Origin of the sequence: Shewanella aquimarina (genome assembly GCF_023349185.1) — a bacterium.
GTDB lineage: Bacteria > Pseudomonadota > Gammaproteobacteria > Enterobacterales > Shewanellaceae > Shewanella > Shewanella aquimarina.
In genome coordinates this window covers 182,723-200,253 of record NZ_JAKIKY010000003.1, presented here as the reverse complement: position 1 = coordinate 200,253, position 17,531 = coordinate 182,723, and the positions used below count along the sequence as shown (strand labels likewise).

16 protein-coding genes and 2 tRNA genes are annotated in these 17,531 nt (G+C 49.6%); 9 read left to right on the top strand and 9 right to left on the bottom strand.

The genetic code is table 11. The features are described from left to right. Positions 1 to 72: 72 nt before the first annotated feature. Positions 73 to 576: a leucine-responsive transcriptional regulator Lrp gene (gene lrp / locus L2731_RS05100; protein WP_011865823.1), complete on the bottom strand. Its 504-nt coding sequence runs from the start codon at positions 574 to 576 to the stop codon at positions 73 to 75. A gap of 179 nt (positions 577 to 755) precedes the next feature. Here lrp and ald point away from each other — a divergent pair, with 179 nt between their 5' ends. Both ald and trxB read left to right on the top strand, forming a co-directional pair. After that, positions 756 to 1,871, top strand: a complete 1,116-nt coding sequence (ald, locus tag L2731_RS05095; RefSeq protein WP_041511223.1) for an alanine dehydrogenase — start codon at positions 756 to 758, stop codon at positions 1,869 to 1,871. A 131-nt stretch (positions 1,872 to 2,002) separates the two neighbouring features. Beyond that, on the top strand, positions 2,003 to 2,953 hold the full coding sequence (gene trxB, locus L2731_RS05090) for a thioredoxin-disulfide reductase (RefSeq protein ID WP_011865826.1): 951 nt from the start codon (positions 2,003 to 2,005) through the stop codon (positions 2,951 to 2,953). Positions 2,954 to 3,250: 297 nt separating this feature from the next. Here trxB and rplT read toward each other — a convergent pair whose 3' ends face one another. The 4 genes from rplT to thrS all read right to left on the bottom strand — a co-directional run bounded on the left by rplT (position 3,251) and on the right by thrS (position 6,385). Then, a complete protein-coding gene (gene rplT, locus L2731_RS05085; RefSeq protein ID WP_011865827.1) occupies positions 3,251 to 3,610 on the bottom strand; it encodes a 50S ribosomal protein L20 in 360 nt (119 codons plus the stop codon). Positions 3,611 to 3,628: 18 nt separating this feature from the next. After that, on the bottom strand, positions 3,629 to 3,823 hold the full coding sequence (gene rpmI / locus L2731_RS05080; RefSeq protein ID WP_011865828.1) for a 50S ribosomal protein L35: 195 nt from the start codon (positions 3,821 to 3,823) through the stop codon (positions 3,629 to 3,631). A gap of 87 nt (positions 3,824 to 3,910) precedes the next feature. Beyond that, on the bottom strand, positions 3,911 to 4,453 hold the full coding sequence (gene infC / locus L2731_RS05075) for a translation initiation factor IF-3 (RefSeq protein ID WP_041511221.1): 543 nt from the start codon (positions 4,451 to 4,453) through the stop codon (positions 3,911 to 3,913). Between the two features lie 3 nt (positions 4,454 to 4,456). Next, a complete protein-coding gene (gene thrS / locus L2731_RS05070; RefSeq protein WP_249252121.1) occupies positions 4,457 to 6,385 on the bottom strand; it encodes a threonine--tRNA ligase in 1,929 nt (642 codons plus the stop codon). A 314-nt stretch (positions 6,386 to 6,699) separates the two neighbouring features. Here thrS and L2731_RS05065 point away from each other — a divergent pair, with 314 nt between their 5' ends. The 3 genes from L2731_RS05065 (at position 6,700) to L2731_RS05055 (ending at position 8,099) form a co-directional block, all read left to right on the top strand. Beyond that, a complete protein-coding gene (locus tag L2731_RS05065) occupies positions 6,700 to 7,005 on the top strand; it encodes a hypothetical protein (RefSeq protein WP_249252120.1) in 306 nt (101 codons plus the stop codon). 150 nt (positions 7,006 to 7,155) lie between these two features. Then, a complete protein-coding gene (locus L2731_RS05060) occupies positions 7,156 to 7,902 on the top strand; it encodes an SDR family oxidoreductase (RefSeq protein ID WP_249252119.1) in 747 nt (248 codons plus the stop codon). Beyond that, entirely contained in the window at positions 7,899 to 8,099 is a 201-nt protein-coding gene (locus tag L2731_RS05055; RefSeq protein ID WP_249252118.1) for a CPXCG motif-containing cysteine-rich protein, read from the top strand. Before L2731_RS05060 ends, L2731_RS05055 begins: the two co-directional genes overlap by 4 nt. Positions 8,100 to 8,444: 345 nt before the next feature. Here L2731_RS05055 and L2731_RS05050 read toward each other — a convergent pair whose 3' ends face one another. After that, the gene (locus L2731_RS05050; protein ID WP_249252117.1) at positions 8,445 to 9,056 is read right to left on the bottom strand and encodes a riboflavin synthase subunit alpha; all 612 of its coding nucleotides are present in this window, start codon (positions 9,054 to 9,056) and stop codon (positions 8,445 to 8,447) included. 28 nt (positions 9,057 to 9,084) lie between these two features. Between L2731_RS05050 and L2731_RS05045 the strand changes: the two genes are divergently transcribed. From L2731_RS05045 to L2731_RS05035, 3 genes are all read left to right on the top strand, one after another. After that, positions 9,085 to 10,470: an MATE family efflux transporter gene (locus L2731_RS05045; RefSeq protein ID WP_249252116.1), complete on the top strand. Its 1,386-nt coding sequence runs from the start codon at positions 9,085 to 9,087 to the stop codon at positions 10,468 to 10,470. Between the two features lie 230 nt (positions 10,471 to 10,700). After that, positions 10,701 to 10,777, top strand: a tRNA-Val gene (locus L2731_RS05040). A 20-nt stretch (positions 10,778 to 10,797) separates the two neighbouring features. Beyond that, a tRNA-Val gene (locus tag L2731_RS05035) sits at positions 10,798 to 10,874 on the top strand. A 109-nt stretch (positions 10,875 to 10,983) separates the two neighbouring features. On the opposite strand, the gene L2731_RS05030 is transcribed toward L2731_RS05035, so the two are convergent. After that, the gene (locus L2731_RS05030; RefSeq protein WP_249252114.1) at positions 10,984 to 11,418 is read right to left on the bottom strand and encodes a DUF3718 domain-containing protein; all 435 of its coding nucleotides are present in this window, start codon (positions 11,416 to 11,418) and stop codon (positions 10,984 to 10,986) included. 288 nt (positions 11,419 to 11,706) lie between these two features. On the opposite strand from L2731_RS05030, the gene L2731_RS05025 reads away from it, so the two are divergent. Next, on the top strand, positions 11,707 to 14,409 hold the full coding sequence (locus tag L2731_RS05025; protein ID WP_249252112.1) for a bifunctional acetate--CoA ligase family protein/GNAT family N-acetyltransferase: 2,703 nt from the start codon (positions 11,707 to 11,709) through the stop codon (positions 14,407 to 14,409). A 20-nt stretch (positions 14,410 to 14,429) separates the two neighbouring features. Here L2731_RS05025 and L2731_RS05020 read toward each other — a convergent pair whose 3' ends face one another. Further along, positions 14,430 to 15,458: a GGDEF domain-containing protein gene (locus L2731_RS05020; protein ID WP_249252111.1), complete on the bottom strand. Its 1,029-nt coding sequence runs from the start codon at positions 15,456 to 15,458 to the stop codon at positions 14,430 to 14,432. A gap of 116 nt (positions 15,459 to 15,574) precedes the next feature. Continuing rightward, the gene (locus L2731_RS05015) at positions 15,575 to 17,239 is read right to left on the bottom strand and encodes a phosphoethanolamine transferase (RefSeq protein ID WP_249252110.1); all 1,665 of its coding nucleotides are present in this window, start codon (positions 17,237 to 17,239) and stop codon (positions 15,575 to 15,577) included. Positions 17,240 to 17,531 lie beyond the last annotated feature (292 nt).

The following is a 17,531-nucleotide window of genomic DNA, read 5'->3' as shown; positions in this document are numbered from 1 at the left end:
CATTGGTGAAAAACTATTCGAGATGAAAAAAAAGGAGCCTTTACGGCTCCTTTTTTACGACATAAATCGTTTTTAAGACTCAAGCGTTACATTGATTGCAACTCTATTGGTCTGCTTGACTTCTTCCATCACAACGTAGGTACGAGTATCAGAAACAGCGGGCAACTTAAGTAGAGTTTCACCTAACAAGCGACGATAGGCAGACATGTCAGAAACACGGGTCTTCAATAAATAGTCGAAGTCGCCAGACACCAGATGACATTCTTGAATATCATCAAGCAGCTGTACGGCACGATTAAACTTATCAAATACTTCTGCAGTATCGCGATTTAGCGTGATTTCTACGAACACAAGTAATGACGCCCCAAGGTAATGGGGATTTACTAGCGCAGTATATCCATTGATGTAACCTTGCTTTTCGAGTCTTTTAACTCTCTCTAAACAGGGAGTGGGGCTCAGCCCTACACGCTTTGACAACTCAACATTGGAAATGCGGCCGTCGATTTGCAACTCGTTAAGGATGTTACGATCGATCCGATCTAAGTCTTTTATAGGACTCTTTTTATTATTAACCATATTTATAACCTTGCTTTATCACTAAAACAACATTTACTGCTACGTATGTCAAAAGTTCAGCAGCATTAACTGCCGAAGTGATACTATACTAGATTTCCCTGAAACAATCACGTTCAGGACCTATAAAATAACAATTCAACCCAGAATAAATGGGTTTTTATTCAATTTGAGGCTCGAAGATGATAATTGGTGTACCTAAAGAAATCAAAAACCACGAATATCGTGTTGGTATGGTGCCGTCAAGTGTCCGCGAATTGACCCTAAAAGGTCATGAAGTATTTGTAGAGAAGAATGCAGGTGTTGGGATCGGTTTTAGCGACCAGGACTATGTCGATGTAGGCGCATCAATCTTAGACACTGCAGCTGAAGTGTTTGCTAAAGCAGACATGATCGTTAAGGTTAAAGAACCTCAAGCGGTCGAGCGTGCCATGTTGCGTGAAGATCAGTTGCTGTTCACTTATCTTCATCTTGCCCCCGATCTGCCACAAACAGAAGATCTTATTAAGAGCGGTGCGGTGTGTATCGCCTATGAAACCGTTACCGATGCCCGTGGCGGTCTGCCACTACTGGCCCCTATGTCAGAAGTTGCCGGTCGCATGTCGATCCAAGCCGGTGCGATGGCACTAGAAAAATCTAAGGGCGGCCGTGGCATGCTACTTGGTGGCGTTCCGGGTGTTGAGCCAGCCAAAGTGGTCATCATCGGTGGCGGCATGGTAGGAACCAACGCGGCGCAGATGGCCGTAGGTCTCGGCGCCGATGTGGTTATCCTAGATCGCAGCATCGATGCACTACGTCGTCTGAATGTTCAGTTCGACAACCGCGTCAAGGCTATTTACTCGACAGCCGACGCTATCGAGAAGCACGTGCTGGAAGCCGACCTAGTGATCGGTGGCGTACTGGTACCTGGCGCCGCAGCGCCTAAACTAGTGACCAAAGATCACATTAAGCGTATGAAGCCAGGCAGCGCCATCGTTGACGTCGCCATCGACCAAGGTGGTTGTGTCGAAACTTCTCATGCAACCACTCACCAAGACCCAACTTATATCGTTGATGAAGTAGTACACTACTGCGTGGCTAACATGCCTGGCGCGGTTGCACGTACCTCTACCTTCGCGCTAAACAACGCGACACTGCCTTACATCATCAAATTGGCCGACATGGGCTACCGTGAAGCACTGCGTCAAGACAAGCACCTGCTAAACGGCTTGAACGTAATGCACGGCAAGGTAACCTGTAAAGAAGTTGCCGAGGCCCTCAACTTCGAGTTTGTTGATCCAAGCGTACTACTCGCTTAATCAACCAAAGGGTGTAAACAAAGGGAGCCAATGGCTCCCTTTTTCGATTAGGACAATCTAAAAGATTGCCTTTACCCCTTAGGGGAAATTCCCTACAATCGCTGCAATTCGCTAAAGGCACGGAGAAAAAGATGAGCCAAGCTAGACACTGTAACTTATTAATTTTGGGTTCGGGCCCTGCTGGGTACACCGCCGCTGTTTATGCTGCCAGAGCAAACCTAAAGCCTGTTTTGATCACGGGTATGCAGCAAGGTGGTCAGCTGACGACCACAACTGAAGTCGAAAACTGGCCAGGCGACGCCGACGACCTCACAGGTCCGGCTTTGATGGAGCGTATGCAGAAGCATGCCGAGAAATTCGAAACAGAGATCATCTTCGACCACATCAACGAAGTGAACCTGCAAGAGCGCCCTTTCCAACTTAAAGGTGACAGTGGTGAGTACACTTGTGATGCACTGATCATCTCTACCGGTGCATCGGCCATGTACCTGGGCCTTGAGTCAGAAGAGGCCTTCAAGGGGAAAGGCGTATCGGCCTGTGCCACCTGTGATGGATTCTTCTACCGCAACCAGAAAGTTGCCGTGATCGGTGGTGGTAACACGGCCGTTGAAGAAGCACTTTATCTGAGCAACATCGCATCAGAAGTTCACCTGATCCATCGCCGCGACAGCTTCCGCTCTGAAAAGATCCTCACGAAGCGTCTGATGGACAAAGTTGCTAATGGCAACATAGTACTGCACCTTGACAGTACCTTAGATGAAGTCGTTGGTGACAACATGGGTGTGACCGGTGTGAAGATCAAGAGCACCAAAGATGAAAGCATTACCGAATTTGATGTGATGGGCGTATTCGTCGCCATCGGCCACAAGCCAAACACTCAGATGTTTGAAGGCCAGCTGGAAATGAACAATGGCTACATCAAGGTGCAGAGCGGTCTTGGCGGCAACGCTACCCAAACCAGCATTCCTGGTGTGTTCGCCGCTGGCGACGTGATGGACCAACATTACCGTCAGGCGATCACCTCTGCCGGTACCGGCTGTATGGCGGCCCTAGACGCAGAGCGTTTCTTAGACGCACAATAAAGCGTGTTACCCTTCATAAAAAAGCAGGCCTAGCGCCTGCTTTTTTTTTGTATTTATGATCGAGTAATACCAATCACAGTAAATATGTGCTCAGAAATAGCGCAGGAAAAACGCTTGAGAACCAAGCAGGATTTTTAGATAAGTAGTTATTCTACAATTAAAAATACTAATACAGTTATCGAGCGTTTTAACAAGCTAGAATGATCAATTGTTTATTACGATTGGTATAAATAAATTTGCGATGATCGGGCACAAAAAAAGGGACCCTGAGGTCCCTTTCAAAGCAAAGCTCACTAATTACTTAGCTAGAGCTTCTTTTGCCTTTTCAACTAGAGTGGCGAAAACCACTTTGTCGAATACAGCGATGTCTGCCAAAATCTTACGATCGATTTCGATAGACGCCTTTTTCAGACCGTTGATGAAACGGCTGTAAGACAGACCATTTTGACGAGAAGCCGCATTGATACGTGCAATCCACAGTTGACGGAATTGACGCTTCTTCTGACGACGGTCACGGTAAGCATATTGACCAGCTTTGGTTACTGCTTGCTTAGCAACACGGTAAGTACGTGAGCGAGCTCCGTAATAACCTTTAGCTAGTTTTAGTACTTTCTTGTGACGAGCACGAGCGGTTACACCACGCTTAACTCTAGGCATTGTTCTTTACTCCTCTAATTAAGCGTATGGTAGTTGACGTGCAATTGCTGGCACATCAGACTTCGCAACTAAACATTTAGCACGTAAGTGACGTTTACGCTTAGTGCTCTTCTTGGTCAAAATATGACGTAAATGGGCTTGCTTGCGCTTAAAACCGTTAGCGGTTTTCTTAAAACGCTTTTGTACACCCTTGTCTGTTTTCATTTTAGGCATTGCTAAAACTCCGCATTGGGAAATTAATAAAACGCAAGGCGAGCAGAGTCCCTCAGAGAGGTCTCTGCTACTTTTAAATTTGCCTTACTATTTCTTTTTCGGCGCGAGCACCATCACAGCCTGGCGACCTTCCATTTTTGGAAAAGCCTCCACGATTGCTATCTCAGCCAGGTCGTCTTTAATACGATTCAAAAGATTCATACCAAGACTCTGGTGAGCCATCTCGCGACCACGGAAACGCAGCGTTACTTTCGCCTTGTCGCCGTCTTCTAGAAAACGCTTCAGGTTGCGTAGTTTTACCTGATAGTCGTTTTCGTCAGTACCGGGACGGAATTTTATTTCCTTCACCTGTATCTGTTTCTGCTTCTTCTTTTGCTCTTTTTGGGCCTTAGCCTTATCAAAAAGATACTTTCCGTAGTCCATTATGCGACATACAGGCGGCTCTGCGTTTGGGCTGATCTCTACGAGATCTACGCCGGCTTCATCTGCAAGTTCTTGCGCTTCGCGCAGACTTACAATGCCGATAGTTTCACCGTCTAAACCATTAAGGCGTACTTCTGAAACGCCAACAATGAGCTCGTTAATTCTATTCGCCGCTGCTTTACGCACGTCTGTTTTCTTGATCTTTATGACCTATTCCTCCAACAAATTTAGACTACGGAGCGAAATCTGTTCTTTGACCATGGCGGCAAATTGATCGATTTTGATCTTACCTAGGTCAACACCATCTCTGGTTCGCACCGCGACTTCCCTATTTTCCATCTCTTGATCGCCCACGACCAATAGATAGGGAACACGCCTTAGGGTGTGTTCGCGTATTTTAAAGCCAATCTTTTCATTCCTCAAGTCTTTCGAGGCACGAATTCCCTGATCTTTAAATAATTTGACCACTTCGTCAACATATTCAGACTGTTTATCTGTAATATTCATCACAACAGCTTGAACTGGCGCCAACCAGGTTGGGAACTTGCCAGCGTATTCCTCAATCAGGATACCCAGGAAACGCTCCAGTGAGCCCAAGATAGCACGGTGGATCATCACAGGCGTCTGACGGCTATTGTCTTCGGCAACATAGGTTGCGCCAAGACGTCCAGGCAGTGCATAGTCAAGCTGCACTGTGCCGCACTGCCACGCCCTGTCTAAACAGTCATGAAGTGTGAATTCGATCTTAGGACCATAGAAGGCACCTTCACCCGGAAGGATTTCATACTCGATATCGTTGGCTTTTAGTGCGTCCATCAACGCCTGCTCTGCCCTGTCCCACATGGCATCGTCACCGATACGCTTCTCTGGGCGGGTAGAGAGTTTCACCACGATATCGTGGAAGCCAAAGGTCGCGTAGGTGTCGTATACCATCTTGATACAACCGCTAACCTCTTGCTGAACCTGCTCTTCGGTACAGAAGATATGGGCATCATCCTGGGTAAAGCCACGAACGCGCATCAAGCCATGTAGAGAGCCCGACGGCTCGTTACGGTGACAGCAACCAAACTCGGCCATACGCAGTGGCAGATCGCGATACGACTTGAGGCCTTGGTTAAAGATCTGCACGTGACCCGGGCAGTTCATCGGCTTAACGGCATACTCACGGTTTTCAGAGTGAGTAGTGAACATCGCCTCGGAGTACTTATCCCAGTGACCACTGCGCTCCCACAATACACGATCCATCATCAAGGGGCCTTTCACCTCTTGATAGGTGTACTGACCCAGTTTCTGACGAATGAACTTCTCAAGCTCGAGGAACAGGCTCCAACCATCGTTGTGCCAGAACACCATACCTGGCGCTTCTTCCTGCATATGGTAAAGGTCAAGCTGCTTACCTATCTTACGATGGTCGCGCTTAGCCGCCTCTTCAAGGCGAGTCAGATGCGCCTTAAGGGCCTTCTTATCTGCCCAAGCTGTACCATAGATACGCTGCAGCATCTTGTTATCTGAGTTACCACGCCAGTAGGCGCCGGCCACACTCATCAATTTAAAATGATGACAGAATTTCATGTTAGGCACATGGGGACCACGACACATGTCGGTATATTCTTCGTGATGATAGAGCGCTGGCTGATCGTCTTTGCTGATGTTCTCATCCAAGATTGCCATCTTGTAGCTTTCACCGCGTGACTCAAAGGTATCGCGGGCTTCTTGCCAGCTCACGACGCGCTTCACCACGTCATAGTTTGTCTTAGCCAATGCCAGCATGCGCTTTTCTAGCTCGGCTACATCTTCCTCGGTTAGCTTGTGGTCGAGATCAACGTCATAGTAGAAACCATTATCGATCACCGGGCCGATGGCCATCTTGGTCTCAGGCCACATCTGCTTAATGGCGTGACCCAAGAGGTGAGCACAAGAGTGACGTAAGATCTCTAACCCTTCATCGTCTTTTGCGGTGATGATTGCCAGTTCGGTATCAGTCTCAATCAGATCGCAAGCATCTTTTAGCTCGCCATTGACGCGGCCTGCGATACAGGCTTTTGCGAGACCAGGACCTATGTCCGCGGCGACATCCAGGGTAGAAACGGCGTTAGCAAACTCGCGCTTGCTGCCATCGGGAAGTGTAATTACAGGCATGTATTATCCTTATCCAGTGGTGACCCCTACGTAGGGCCACTTGGTCATATTGAGAAAAATTTAAGCAACTGAAGCGCAAAACATTACCGGAGTTTTGATCTACTTCAGCGCAGGCCTGTCATTCTAGGGCTGCATAAGGTAAATCGCAAGGCTTAAGGCCACTGCTAAGGCTTAAATTAGAGACTAGTATGCAATGTGAAGCGCACGCGATGGGAGCTGTCACCAATTATCCATCTGTATGTCATTTAACAGTCATGGACGCTCCCTACTCTAGCCGCCATATCGTTAAGGCTAACTCACTAAGGAGCCCAACCATGATGAAGCTTATTCTATTAACCGCCCTCTTGTATCAGCCTTTGTACCCCAATGACGGTACACCAGGCGCTTCTATGCTTGAGACAGCTACGCCGCTCACAGAAACGCAAACCCTAGAAAAGCGACCAGTAGGACAGCAGATAGTAGGACAAGAGATAATAAAACAATCGCCACCATTACCCCTCAATGTCAGTCAACTGGAAGCCGAGATCGCGCTTGAACTCGATAAACGGCTCAAGGCGCTACACGCCGAGCTGCCGCAGCAAGGCACAGAGCAAGCCTTGTTAGCAAGTCAGAGTCGTTAGGTATAAAAACTAACCTAAACGCCTTGATATTTTAGATGCTTATTCGTCTTGTCACCTTAAGGGGCAATGCTGTTGCTTAACGGCATCATACTATTGCCATGTGAGGAAAAGTCATCCAAGATCCTGTTTAAACACTACTAAGAAAATGGAATGACAATGACCAAATGGGCACTGGTAACCGGCGGCGCAAAACGTATCGGTCAGGCGATTGTATTAGCCCTGCACGACAAAGGGTTTAACATTGTGCTGCACTATAATGGCTCCGAGGTCGAGGCCATTTCCCTTGCAGAGAAACTAAACCTTGTTCGGGCTAACTCTTGCCAGACTGTAAAGGCGGATCTCGCCGATGAACCGGGTATAGACACACTCATTCGGCACATTAACGTCCATCGACTCCCGCTTGGGGTTTTAGTTAACAACGCTTCTTTATTTACGCCAGACAATAACCTGAGTGACTGGTCGTCTAGCCAGCGGCTGTTAAACCTTAATCTGCTCTCCCCCTATCTGTTAGCCACGGCCCTTGGCGATAACCTGGCGAGCAACCAAGGCTGCGTCATCAACCTAGTCGATATTCACGGCGAGCGCCCCTTAAAACACCATGGGCTATACTCTATATCTAAGGCAGGACTACAGATGGCGACTCGCGCCCTGGCACAAGAATTAGCGCCTAAGATAAGGGTCAATGGGATATCGCCCGGTGCGATACTCTGGCCATCCAAGAGCGATCAAGCCGCTATCGCCAAGGTCACCCAGGCTATTCCTCTACAGAGAGCTGGCGGGCCCAAGGATATCGCCAATACGGTATGCTTCATCCTAGACAGTCCTTACCTTAATGGCCAGGTGATCGCCATCGATGGCGGTCGCAGCGCAACCGGATATACAGGAGCCGACGGATGAAAATTTTTGATAAAGTGATCTGTTGTCCCCACTGTGGACATCATCAACATATCAACCTAGATATCAGTTGTGGGGATCAGGACTACTACGATGATTGCCGGGTCTGCTGTAATCCCATCCATTTTCGAACCCATATCGATGATTCCCGGCAAAAAATTGAAGTCTATGTCGACTCAGACAATGAGCAATATTATTAGCCAAACAAGACTGACATGCACCAATAGCCTCTTATAGACGACTGATTAAGTGCATGTGCGTGTTAAAGCAAATAAAACACTAGGGCCTGTTTATCTTTCGCGTTCATTTTTGCAGCATTCTGTATCGTTTTTATACAAGGCAGAGCGATTGTAATGTGATGTGCTACATCAATGAATGATAACGCAATAGAAAAATGATACAGACGCTGCCCGCAGGGTTCGTATTGAGCACGTTCAACTCTTTGTTGCTGGGCTTTTATATAGAATAACTATACTTCAAGCCTCATGCCGCGATTTGAACGTGCTCAAATAGAACAAAAATTGTTCTCAAAAGGTCAACAGGCCCTAGCCCAGGCGCTTGGCGAGTACCCGCTCTACGGTATCCACTATGGCCTGAGTCTGGCTGTCTATTTCTATGTTGAGCATGGTGTCAACACTGGCTTCGTCTAAGTTAGTGATCTCCAGGGTTTCTGGAATGAGGTGCAGCATAAAACCCGACTCACTCACCTCTCCCACGGTCAGACTACAACCATTTACGCCGACGAACCCCTTATAGAGGATGTAGTTCATCCATTTTGGTTCGACTTCGAGACGGATGTCGAAATGGGAGGAGGTATGACTCACCTCGGCCACCCTCGCCTGGGTATGCACGTGACCCGATAACACATGACCGCCTATCTCGCTGCCATAAGTCAATGAACGCTCGATATTAACTTTGCTACCTACCGACAGATTGGCCAAATTGGTCAGCCTTAAAGTCTCTTCCATTACATCGAAAAACACCCTATCATCAGCCATCTCGGTAACGGTCAGACAGACGCCGTTATTGGCGACACTTGCACCCCGCTGCAAGTTTTCCTTCAGGTGTAATGGCATCGCAATTTCGATTGTATTAAGACCATCTTTTTTATGAATAGCCGCCACTTCACATGTGGCTTGAACAATACCTGTAAACATTTTTTACTCTCTGCATTAAGGCGTTTTCATGAATCAATTCGGCTTTCAAGCCAAAAAGCTCGTCCATCTCGCGTTGCCTGTGCTCATCGCCCAGGTCACCCAAACCATGATGGGTTTTATCGATACCGTCATGGCCGGACGGGTCAGCGCTTTGGATATGGCCGCGGTGGCCATCGGTGGCAGTCTTTGGCTGCCGGCACTCTTATTTGTACAGGGCCTGCTGGTTGCCTTTACCCCAGTCTTTGCCAGCCACCATGGCGCCGATAATCAAAACGCCATCCGGCCAATGGCCTATCAGGCAGCCTATATTGCCATAATCGGCGCCGCTGTTGTCATAGCCTTTCTGCTTTTTGCGCCACAGATCTTTAAATTAATGGGATTATCTGCCGATCTTGCAGAACTGAGCATCCGTTATCTCCACGGCTTCGCCTGGGGCGTGCCCGCCTTCGTCCTGTATCAGGTGTTGCGTGGCTGCAGCGAAGGGATCTCCTACACGCTGCCTACCATGGTGATAGGTTTCGTTGGTCTGGCGGTGAACATTCCGGCCAACTATATCTTCATCTATGGCCATTTAGGCGCGCCAGCGATGGGTGGTGCAGGCTGTGGGTTTGCAACGGCGTTAGTGTTCTGGGCCATGTTCATCACCATGATCATCTATATGCAGCGCCATAAACGCTTCGCAGCCCTAGCCCCCTTAAGTGCCTTCCACCTGCCAGATCTGGCAACTATGAAGAAGATGACCAAGCACGGCATGCCCATCGCCATGGCACTGTTTTTCGAGGTCAGCCTGTTTGCTATCATCGCACTGTTACTCGCGCCATTGGGCGCCGACGTCGTGGCGGGCCATCAGATTGCACTCAACTTCTCATCAATCGTGTTTATGCTGCCCCTCTCTATCGGTATCGCGGTCTCGATTCGGGTTGGCTACTATCTGGGACAAGATAAGGCTGTAATCGCTAAACTGGTGACTAAAGTCGGTCTGATTATCGCCTTTAGTCTGGCAGCCTGCACCGCGGTTTTCACTGTGGTGTTTAGCACTCAGATCGCGCTGCTCTATAACCAAAACCCAAAGGTAGTTGCCTTAGCGAGTAGCCTAATGTTCCTGGCCGCCCTGTATCAGTTGTCTGATTCGGTACAAGTTGTCACGGCGGGTGCCCTGCGGGGATACCACGACACCCGCAGCGCCTTCTACATTACCCTGATCTCCTATTGGGCCATTGGCATGGTACTGGGTTACCTCTTGGCTGAGACCGACCTCTTGGTGCCAGCTATGGGGGCACATGGTTTCTGGATTGGCTTGATTGCTGGTCTCACCAGCGCGGCACTGCTTTTTGCCTTAAGGCTGAAGCATATTCAAAGGCACCCAAAACAACTCGCCTTGGTCGAGCAGCCCGTTAGTCACACAGATTTATAACCATCACAAAAACCGTCAAGGTGATGTTTAACTCTATAATCATCATCTTGGCTAGTTTCCTAGTTGTAAGTTTTGCCGAATTTACCGCCGCTTTGGCGTTAAATAGATCAAGTTGCACAGCAAATCACCGCTTGATTGAAAAATTACGATTTTTTGCTTGCAACTCACCTTACATCCCTCGTAATATAGCGCTCGTTCGCTGGCCGACAGGTCGTGAACGGTAAAGCAGTACAACCGTAGCTCAGTTGGTTAGAGCACCACCTTGACATGGTGGGGGTCGGTGGTTCGAATCCACTCGGTTGTACCAATTTTACAAGAGATACCAGTACAACCGTAGCTCAGTTGGTTAGAGCACCACCTTGACATGGTGGGGGTCGGTGGTTCGAATCCACTCGGTTGTACCATCTTGTAAAATAGATATCAGCCAGCGCAAGCTGGTTTTTTTATGCCTGTAGCCTACTCAGCTCCATCAGTGACCAACTCTGCCCCCGCTTCAATCACTCGAAACCTAGCCTACTTTGCACTAACCATCACCATAATCGGTTCCCCCCCAGCAAAAGATTGATTGCCGGCAAGATCGATAATACTCACCTTGGTCTTCACCCTATTGGCGATAGAGGAGTGACGCTCGAGGAAGAGATAACTTTGCTGCGCCTGATATTTATGAGAGAACTGCGCCAGACTCAGGCCATTACAGGAAATACTGTTCACACCAAAGCGCATGTTGTGGTCATAGTTAATCAATTTGCGTTTTAGCGCCGAACTGTTATCGCTACCCGCCGCAATACAGATCTTGGTCTCGACACTATTGTCTCGTGCCACAAATTGATAGTGAGGATTGGTATGAGTGGCGACCGCCGAGGTTTCGCTTAAAACCTGCGGCGAACTCAAGGCTAAGCCAATCGCCGTAACGGCCAAACCGATAGAAAAAAACGCCCCTGTTTTCATGTTGAACTCCTTGAGCCGTTAAGGAAAACGGCACTGTGACGTCAGGATGTTACTGATTAGGCGAGGCGACGCCTATATTGACGCAAAAAACCAGCCTCGCCAAATCAGCCCATCTCAAGTAAAGCCTAAAAGTGTCGCCAAGGTTGTTAACCCTTGATGTCAAAGTGTTGCAAGCTGTGTAGCGGCCTAGAGCTAACGTTCGGGTGGGGCTTATCCTACTAAAATCCTAGAGAAAAAAAGTACAACTGAGTTACACTGTCCCTTGGCGAGTGACAACAGGAGCCGGGAATGAGCCAGCGTACATTACACACCCTATTTAAACCTAAGTCGGTGGCCATCATAGGTGCCTCCAATGGCGCCAAACGTGCCGGTAATGTGGTGATGCGTAACCTACTGTCTGGCGGGTTTTCGGGGCCTATCATGCCGGTGACGCCTAAATATGATGCCGTGATGGGCGTCTTGGCCTATCCCAATATCGAAGCCCTGCCCCTTAAGCCAGATCTGGCCATCATCTGCACTGCAGCCAGCCGTGTACCCGCCATCGTCGAGCGACTCGCTCAATTTGGTTGTAAGGTGGCGATCATCAATGCCTCGGGCATGGCCAACCAACTCGATGAAGAGGGCCAAAACCTGTTAACCCTGACACGCGCCCATGCCAAACGCTATGGCATGCGGATCCTTGGTCCTAACAGCCTGGGGATGATGTTGCCTAATTTGGGGCTCAATGCCAGCCTGGCACACACCAGCGCCCTGCCCGGTAAAATCGCCTTCGTGTCACAATCTGCCGCCATCTGCACCACTGTGCTCGATTGGGCCAACAATAAGGGGATTGGTTTCTCGTCCTTTATCTCCCTGGGAGATGCGACCGACATCGATTTCGACGAGCTACTGGACTTTCTCGGTCGAGACTCGCGCACCACGGCCATCATGCTCTACATAGACTCGGTTAACGAGAAGCGTCACTTCCTCTCGGCCGCCCGCGCTGCCGCGCGCAATAAACCCATATTGGTGATCAAATCGGGTCGCAGCCTTGAGGGCACCACGGCCGCCAAGCTCCACACCGGCGGCGAGGTGGGTAACGACGCCGTCTACGAGGCCGCGTTTAGACGCGCGGGTATGCTGAGGGTCAACGATCTGGTGGAGCTTTTTGCCGCCGTTGAAACCCTGGCCCACTCCGCGCCGTTACAGGGGGAGAGGCTCGCCATTCTCAGTAATGGCGGTGGCCCCGCCGTGCTGGGGTTAGATCAGCTCATCTTGGGCGGTGGTAAGGCAGCCACCCTGGACGATGATACCTTCGATAAGCTCAATGCCTTGTTACCCGATACCTGGTCGGGACAAAATCCCGTGGATATCGGCGGTGATGCCGATGCGAAACGCTATACCCAGAGCCTGGACATCTTGATGAATGCCGATGTCACCGACGCCATCTTGGTGTTGCACTCACCCTCGGCCCTCGGAGATGGCATAGAGATAGCTAACAGCATCATAGAGCTCGTCTCAAAACATCCGAGGCGTCACAAGGTCAATGTGCTCACTAACTGGAGCGGTGAAGACTCGGCCTATCAGGCAAGAAAACTCTTTAACCGCGCCGGGGTGCCCACCTATCGCACCCCAGAGGGCGCAGTCGGTGCCTTTATGCACATGGTCGAATACAGGCGTAACCAAAAGTTACTGCAGGAAGTGCCGCAATCTATACCGGATAATATCCCAACCGATGCACAGTTGGCCCGCTCGCTACTGCAACAGGCGATTGGTGCAAACAAGCAGGTTATCGAGACTCACGAAGCCAGCGCCATACTTAAAGCCTATGGGTTAAACACCATAGAGACCCACTTTGCCGCCAGCGCAGAGCGCGCCGCCGAGATCGCCGAGCAGATAGGCTATCCCATCGCCCTCAAGGTGCAATCGCCGGATATTCACCATAAATCTGATGTGCACGGCGTCACGCTCAACCTCACCTCCCACCAGGAAGTGTTGCAGGCCGCCGATGCCATGGTCGGTCGGGTACACTCGCTCAACCAGGACGCCGACATACAGGGCCTTATCGTACAGAAGATGGCCCTAACCGCCGGCACGCAGGAGATCCGCGTCGCCGTTACCCATGATCCCGTGTTTGGTCCGGCGATCTTACTCGGTGAAGGTGGCTCCGAATGGCAACCCACCACAGATGCGGCGGTTGCATTGCCGCCGCTGAACATGACGCTGGCCCGCTACATGGTGATCCAGGCGCTGAAGACCCATAAGCTAAAAGACAGACACCTGCCTCTGGGTTTAGACATGAACGCCCTATGTGTCATGCTGACTCAAATATCGCATCTCATCATAGATTGCCCCGAGATTGCGGGCTTAGATCTCAACCCTGTGCTGTGCGCCGGCGAGCAGATAACCCTATTGGATGTGAATATCCAGCTTAACGCCAATGCCCAGGACACCCCAAATCGCTTAGCCATCTGCCCCTATCCTAAGGAGCTAGAGGAACACGCGGTATTGAAGAATGGTCTTAAGATCATGCTCAGACCCATTCTGCCCGAGGATGAGCCCAAACACCTGGCCTTCGATAACTCTCTCTCCGACGAAGACAGGTATAAACGCTACTTTGGCGTGCGATCTAAGATGACCCACGAAGAGATGGCGGTACTCACCCAAATTGACTATGCGCGGGAGATGGCCTTCATCGCCACCATCAAGGGAGCCGACGGCGACGATATTACCCTAGGAGCGGTCAGGGCCTCCATCGACCCAGATAATACCGAGGCAGAGTTCGCCATGGCGGTACGCAGCGACCATCAGGGGATCGGCATAGGTAAACTGCTGCTGGAAAAATTGATCGCCTACTACAAGGCCAATGACACTGAGCTGCTGACTGGCTTTACCATGTTTGAAAACCGCAACATGGCGAGCCTGGCCAAAAAATTGGGCTTTAGCGTAACCTTCGACATGGAGGAGCACCTGATCAAAATGGATATGCCCCTCAAACCGAAACAGGACTGAACGCTATCCCTTCTAGGTTGCTAACCTTTTACGCAATTTCGGCCCGCCGACTTGGCTCTGTATAATGCCTCATCGGCGCGCACGATATAGGACTCTCTGTCATCGTCCTGGCGCAGTGTCGACACACCGATAGAGACGGTGATCGCCCCTAAGGAGAGCTTGTTATCTTTGCCTATGCTGAGATGGCGCTCGGCAATACGGGAACGCAGTTGTTCAGCCACCACCATGGCTCCGGAGTGGTCGGTATTAGGCAACAAGATAACAAACTCCTCACCGCCATAGCGCGCAACAAAGTCGTCCCCCTTCACCCCCTGTTTTAATGCGAGGGCTATGTAGGCCAGTACCTTATCGCCCACCAAGTGACCATGGGTATCGTTGAACTGTTTAAAATTATCGATGTCGACCAGCAGCAGGCTGCTAAGGCGCTGCTCACGTCTAAATTGCTGGATGTGCGCCAGCACCTCCTCGTCGAAGGCGCGGCGATTACGCAGCGAGGTCAGCTGATCTGTCATCACTGCGATATTAAGATCTTCCATCTCGGCCTTTAAGGCGGCGACCTCCTGATTCATCGTCTTCAGATTCGCTTCCATCTCGCGGTTACTGGTAACGACCTGGGATACCTCTTCGGCCAGGGTATCGACCAGGCGCTCGAGCGTCTGAGGATCAGGGGCCTGGCTGATGTTTTGCTGGAAAGTGGCCAGGCTTAAGTTAAACTGCGCCGTGCCGGCAGTCACCTCGGATAGGCGAGTCATAAAGTTATTAATCAGGATCTGTGTCTCAATCTGCACATTCTCGATCACTTCCGGTGATTGCTCCCGAATAAAGCTGTTGTAGAGACCGGCATTAACCTCGGCCGTAAAAGCGGCACGACTCGCTACCAGGCTGTCGATGGCACGTTTGAGATCTAAATTGACACCGCGAAAATACTCATACCAAACGGCATAGTTATCAGGGGTCACAGGAATATTGAGTTCGGACATGCGCGGAACCGCATGACGAAGAATTTTAGCGGAAAGTTCGGTTTCAGTGATTTGTTTAGCCAAATTCATAGAGATTTTCGCCATTGATATTATTAGAGAAACACTAGCGCGCATTAGGCGCCTTCATTTGCGTAACACCATGAATGAAGGCGCAATCTCTACAATAACGAAAATCTTAAGCCTTATCAGCTCTTTTTGTTGTTTTTATGTTGCAAAGCCACTATTTTCGTTCGGCAGGTTGCAAACATATCCATCTCCTTGCGGTAGACCTCGGTCGACACGTTCATCAAGCCCAATAGACTTGAGAAGAGATTATCATGGGAAAAACCGCCCTTGCCCGCAAGATCGCTCAGACACTGCTTATCTACTCCATTCTCGGCAGCAAAGTCGGGCGAGATCCAGGCCAGCATAGGGATCTTGATCTGCTCATCCGGCGCTATAGCATAGGGCGCGCCATGAAGATACATGCCATTCTCTCCTAGCGACTCGCCGTGATCCGACAGGTACAGCAAGGCGGTATCCGCATTACCCTCTTGAGCTTCCAGGCGTGAGATCACCTGGGCGATGATATAGTCTGAATATAAGATGGTGTTGTCGTAGGTATTCATCAGCTCTTCATCGCTGCAGTTTTGGATGTCGCTACGCTGACAATCGGGCACAAACTTGCGATGGGCCTCAGGGTAACGCAAATAATAGGTCGGGCCATGTGAACCTATGATATGCAGTACGATAAGAGTATCTTGAGCTACCCCTTGCGCAAGGCGTTTATCGAGTTCATTAAGTAGCACCTGATCGTAGCAATAGTGACCGTCACAAAGCGCCGGATCGCTGTTGAGTTCGATATTGATATGTTTGACGCGATCGCAAACTCCCTTACAGCCACTATCATTATCCAGCCAATCAAGCGAAATACCGGCATGGTCCAAGACATCTATAACTGTATCCTGAGCCTGCGCCCTGCGCGCATCGTAATCTTCTCTGTCCATGCTTGAGAACATACAAGGCAGCGACACTGCGGTGGCCGTGCCACAAGACTCGGTATTTCTAAAAGGGATCATATCAAAGGCCTTGGTATGGGCGTTGGTCGGCTTATCATAGCCATAGTACTCATAGTTATGCGCCCTGGCCGTCTCGCCTACCACTACCACCACCAAATTAGGCTTACCGTTCTCATCTATGGTGAGGTTCTTGGCGTCTTGGCCCTGGGCCTTATATACCAAAGGCTCTTGGAAATAGTTCACCTTCACATACTTTATCATCGAACCTATGGCATAGGTGGGCACTATGTAGCGCTTCATCTGATCGTTGTTACGACCAAAGGCGACATAGTTTTGATAATAGAAGAAGCCGATCACCGCGATACCGGCAAGCATGGCGAACATGAAGGCAAGCTTATGCAGCAGCTCTTTCACGAAAGGCTTGTAAACAATATCGGCCTTAAAGATCAGCAGCGCCGGCACCAGCCCGGTCAGGATAAAGTTCAATATCGACGACCAGTTGAGATAGGTTAAGGCCTCGGCACTGTTGGTTTGCACGGTATTTTCGATCATGCCGTAATCGAACACCACGCCATACTGCAGCGCGGCAAAAAACACGCTGGAGGAGATCAGAGTAACAATAATAAAAAAAGGCTTAAGCAGGTACTTAACCGTAAAAAGCGAAAAGATGAAACTTAACGCGAAGATAAGAAATAAGGGTATGGTGGCGATGAAGAGGTAGTTTACCTCGGCCTGATTCGTTATGCCCTGCTGGACGATACCGAATAGCGGAATGTTAAACACACAAACATAAAATAAGGCGGTTATCAGCGTAAACTGGTTCGCCGATAGAGTTTTAACGCGTGACAGCACTGAGTGTTCTCTCTGTAAATAAACGAAAAATCACGTTCAAAAGACTAACCTAGTCACCCAATCGAAGGGCCTGCGAATCAATTAGGGTCACTGCACTCTTCATGTATAGATTTCAGCACTAAATCGCTATTAGTAATGAAGCATTAGTCATGAGGCAAGTCATACTCAGAGCGGATGGCGAGTATCGAAATAGCAGTGACGCAAAAATGCTGCAACAATGTTACCAGCCAACACCCTGACAAACAAATGTAATTGTTTTTACAGACATATGCCATGCTGAGCTACTTATGTT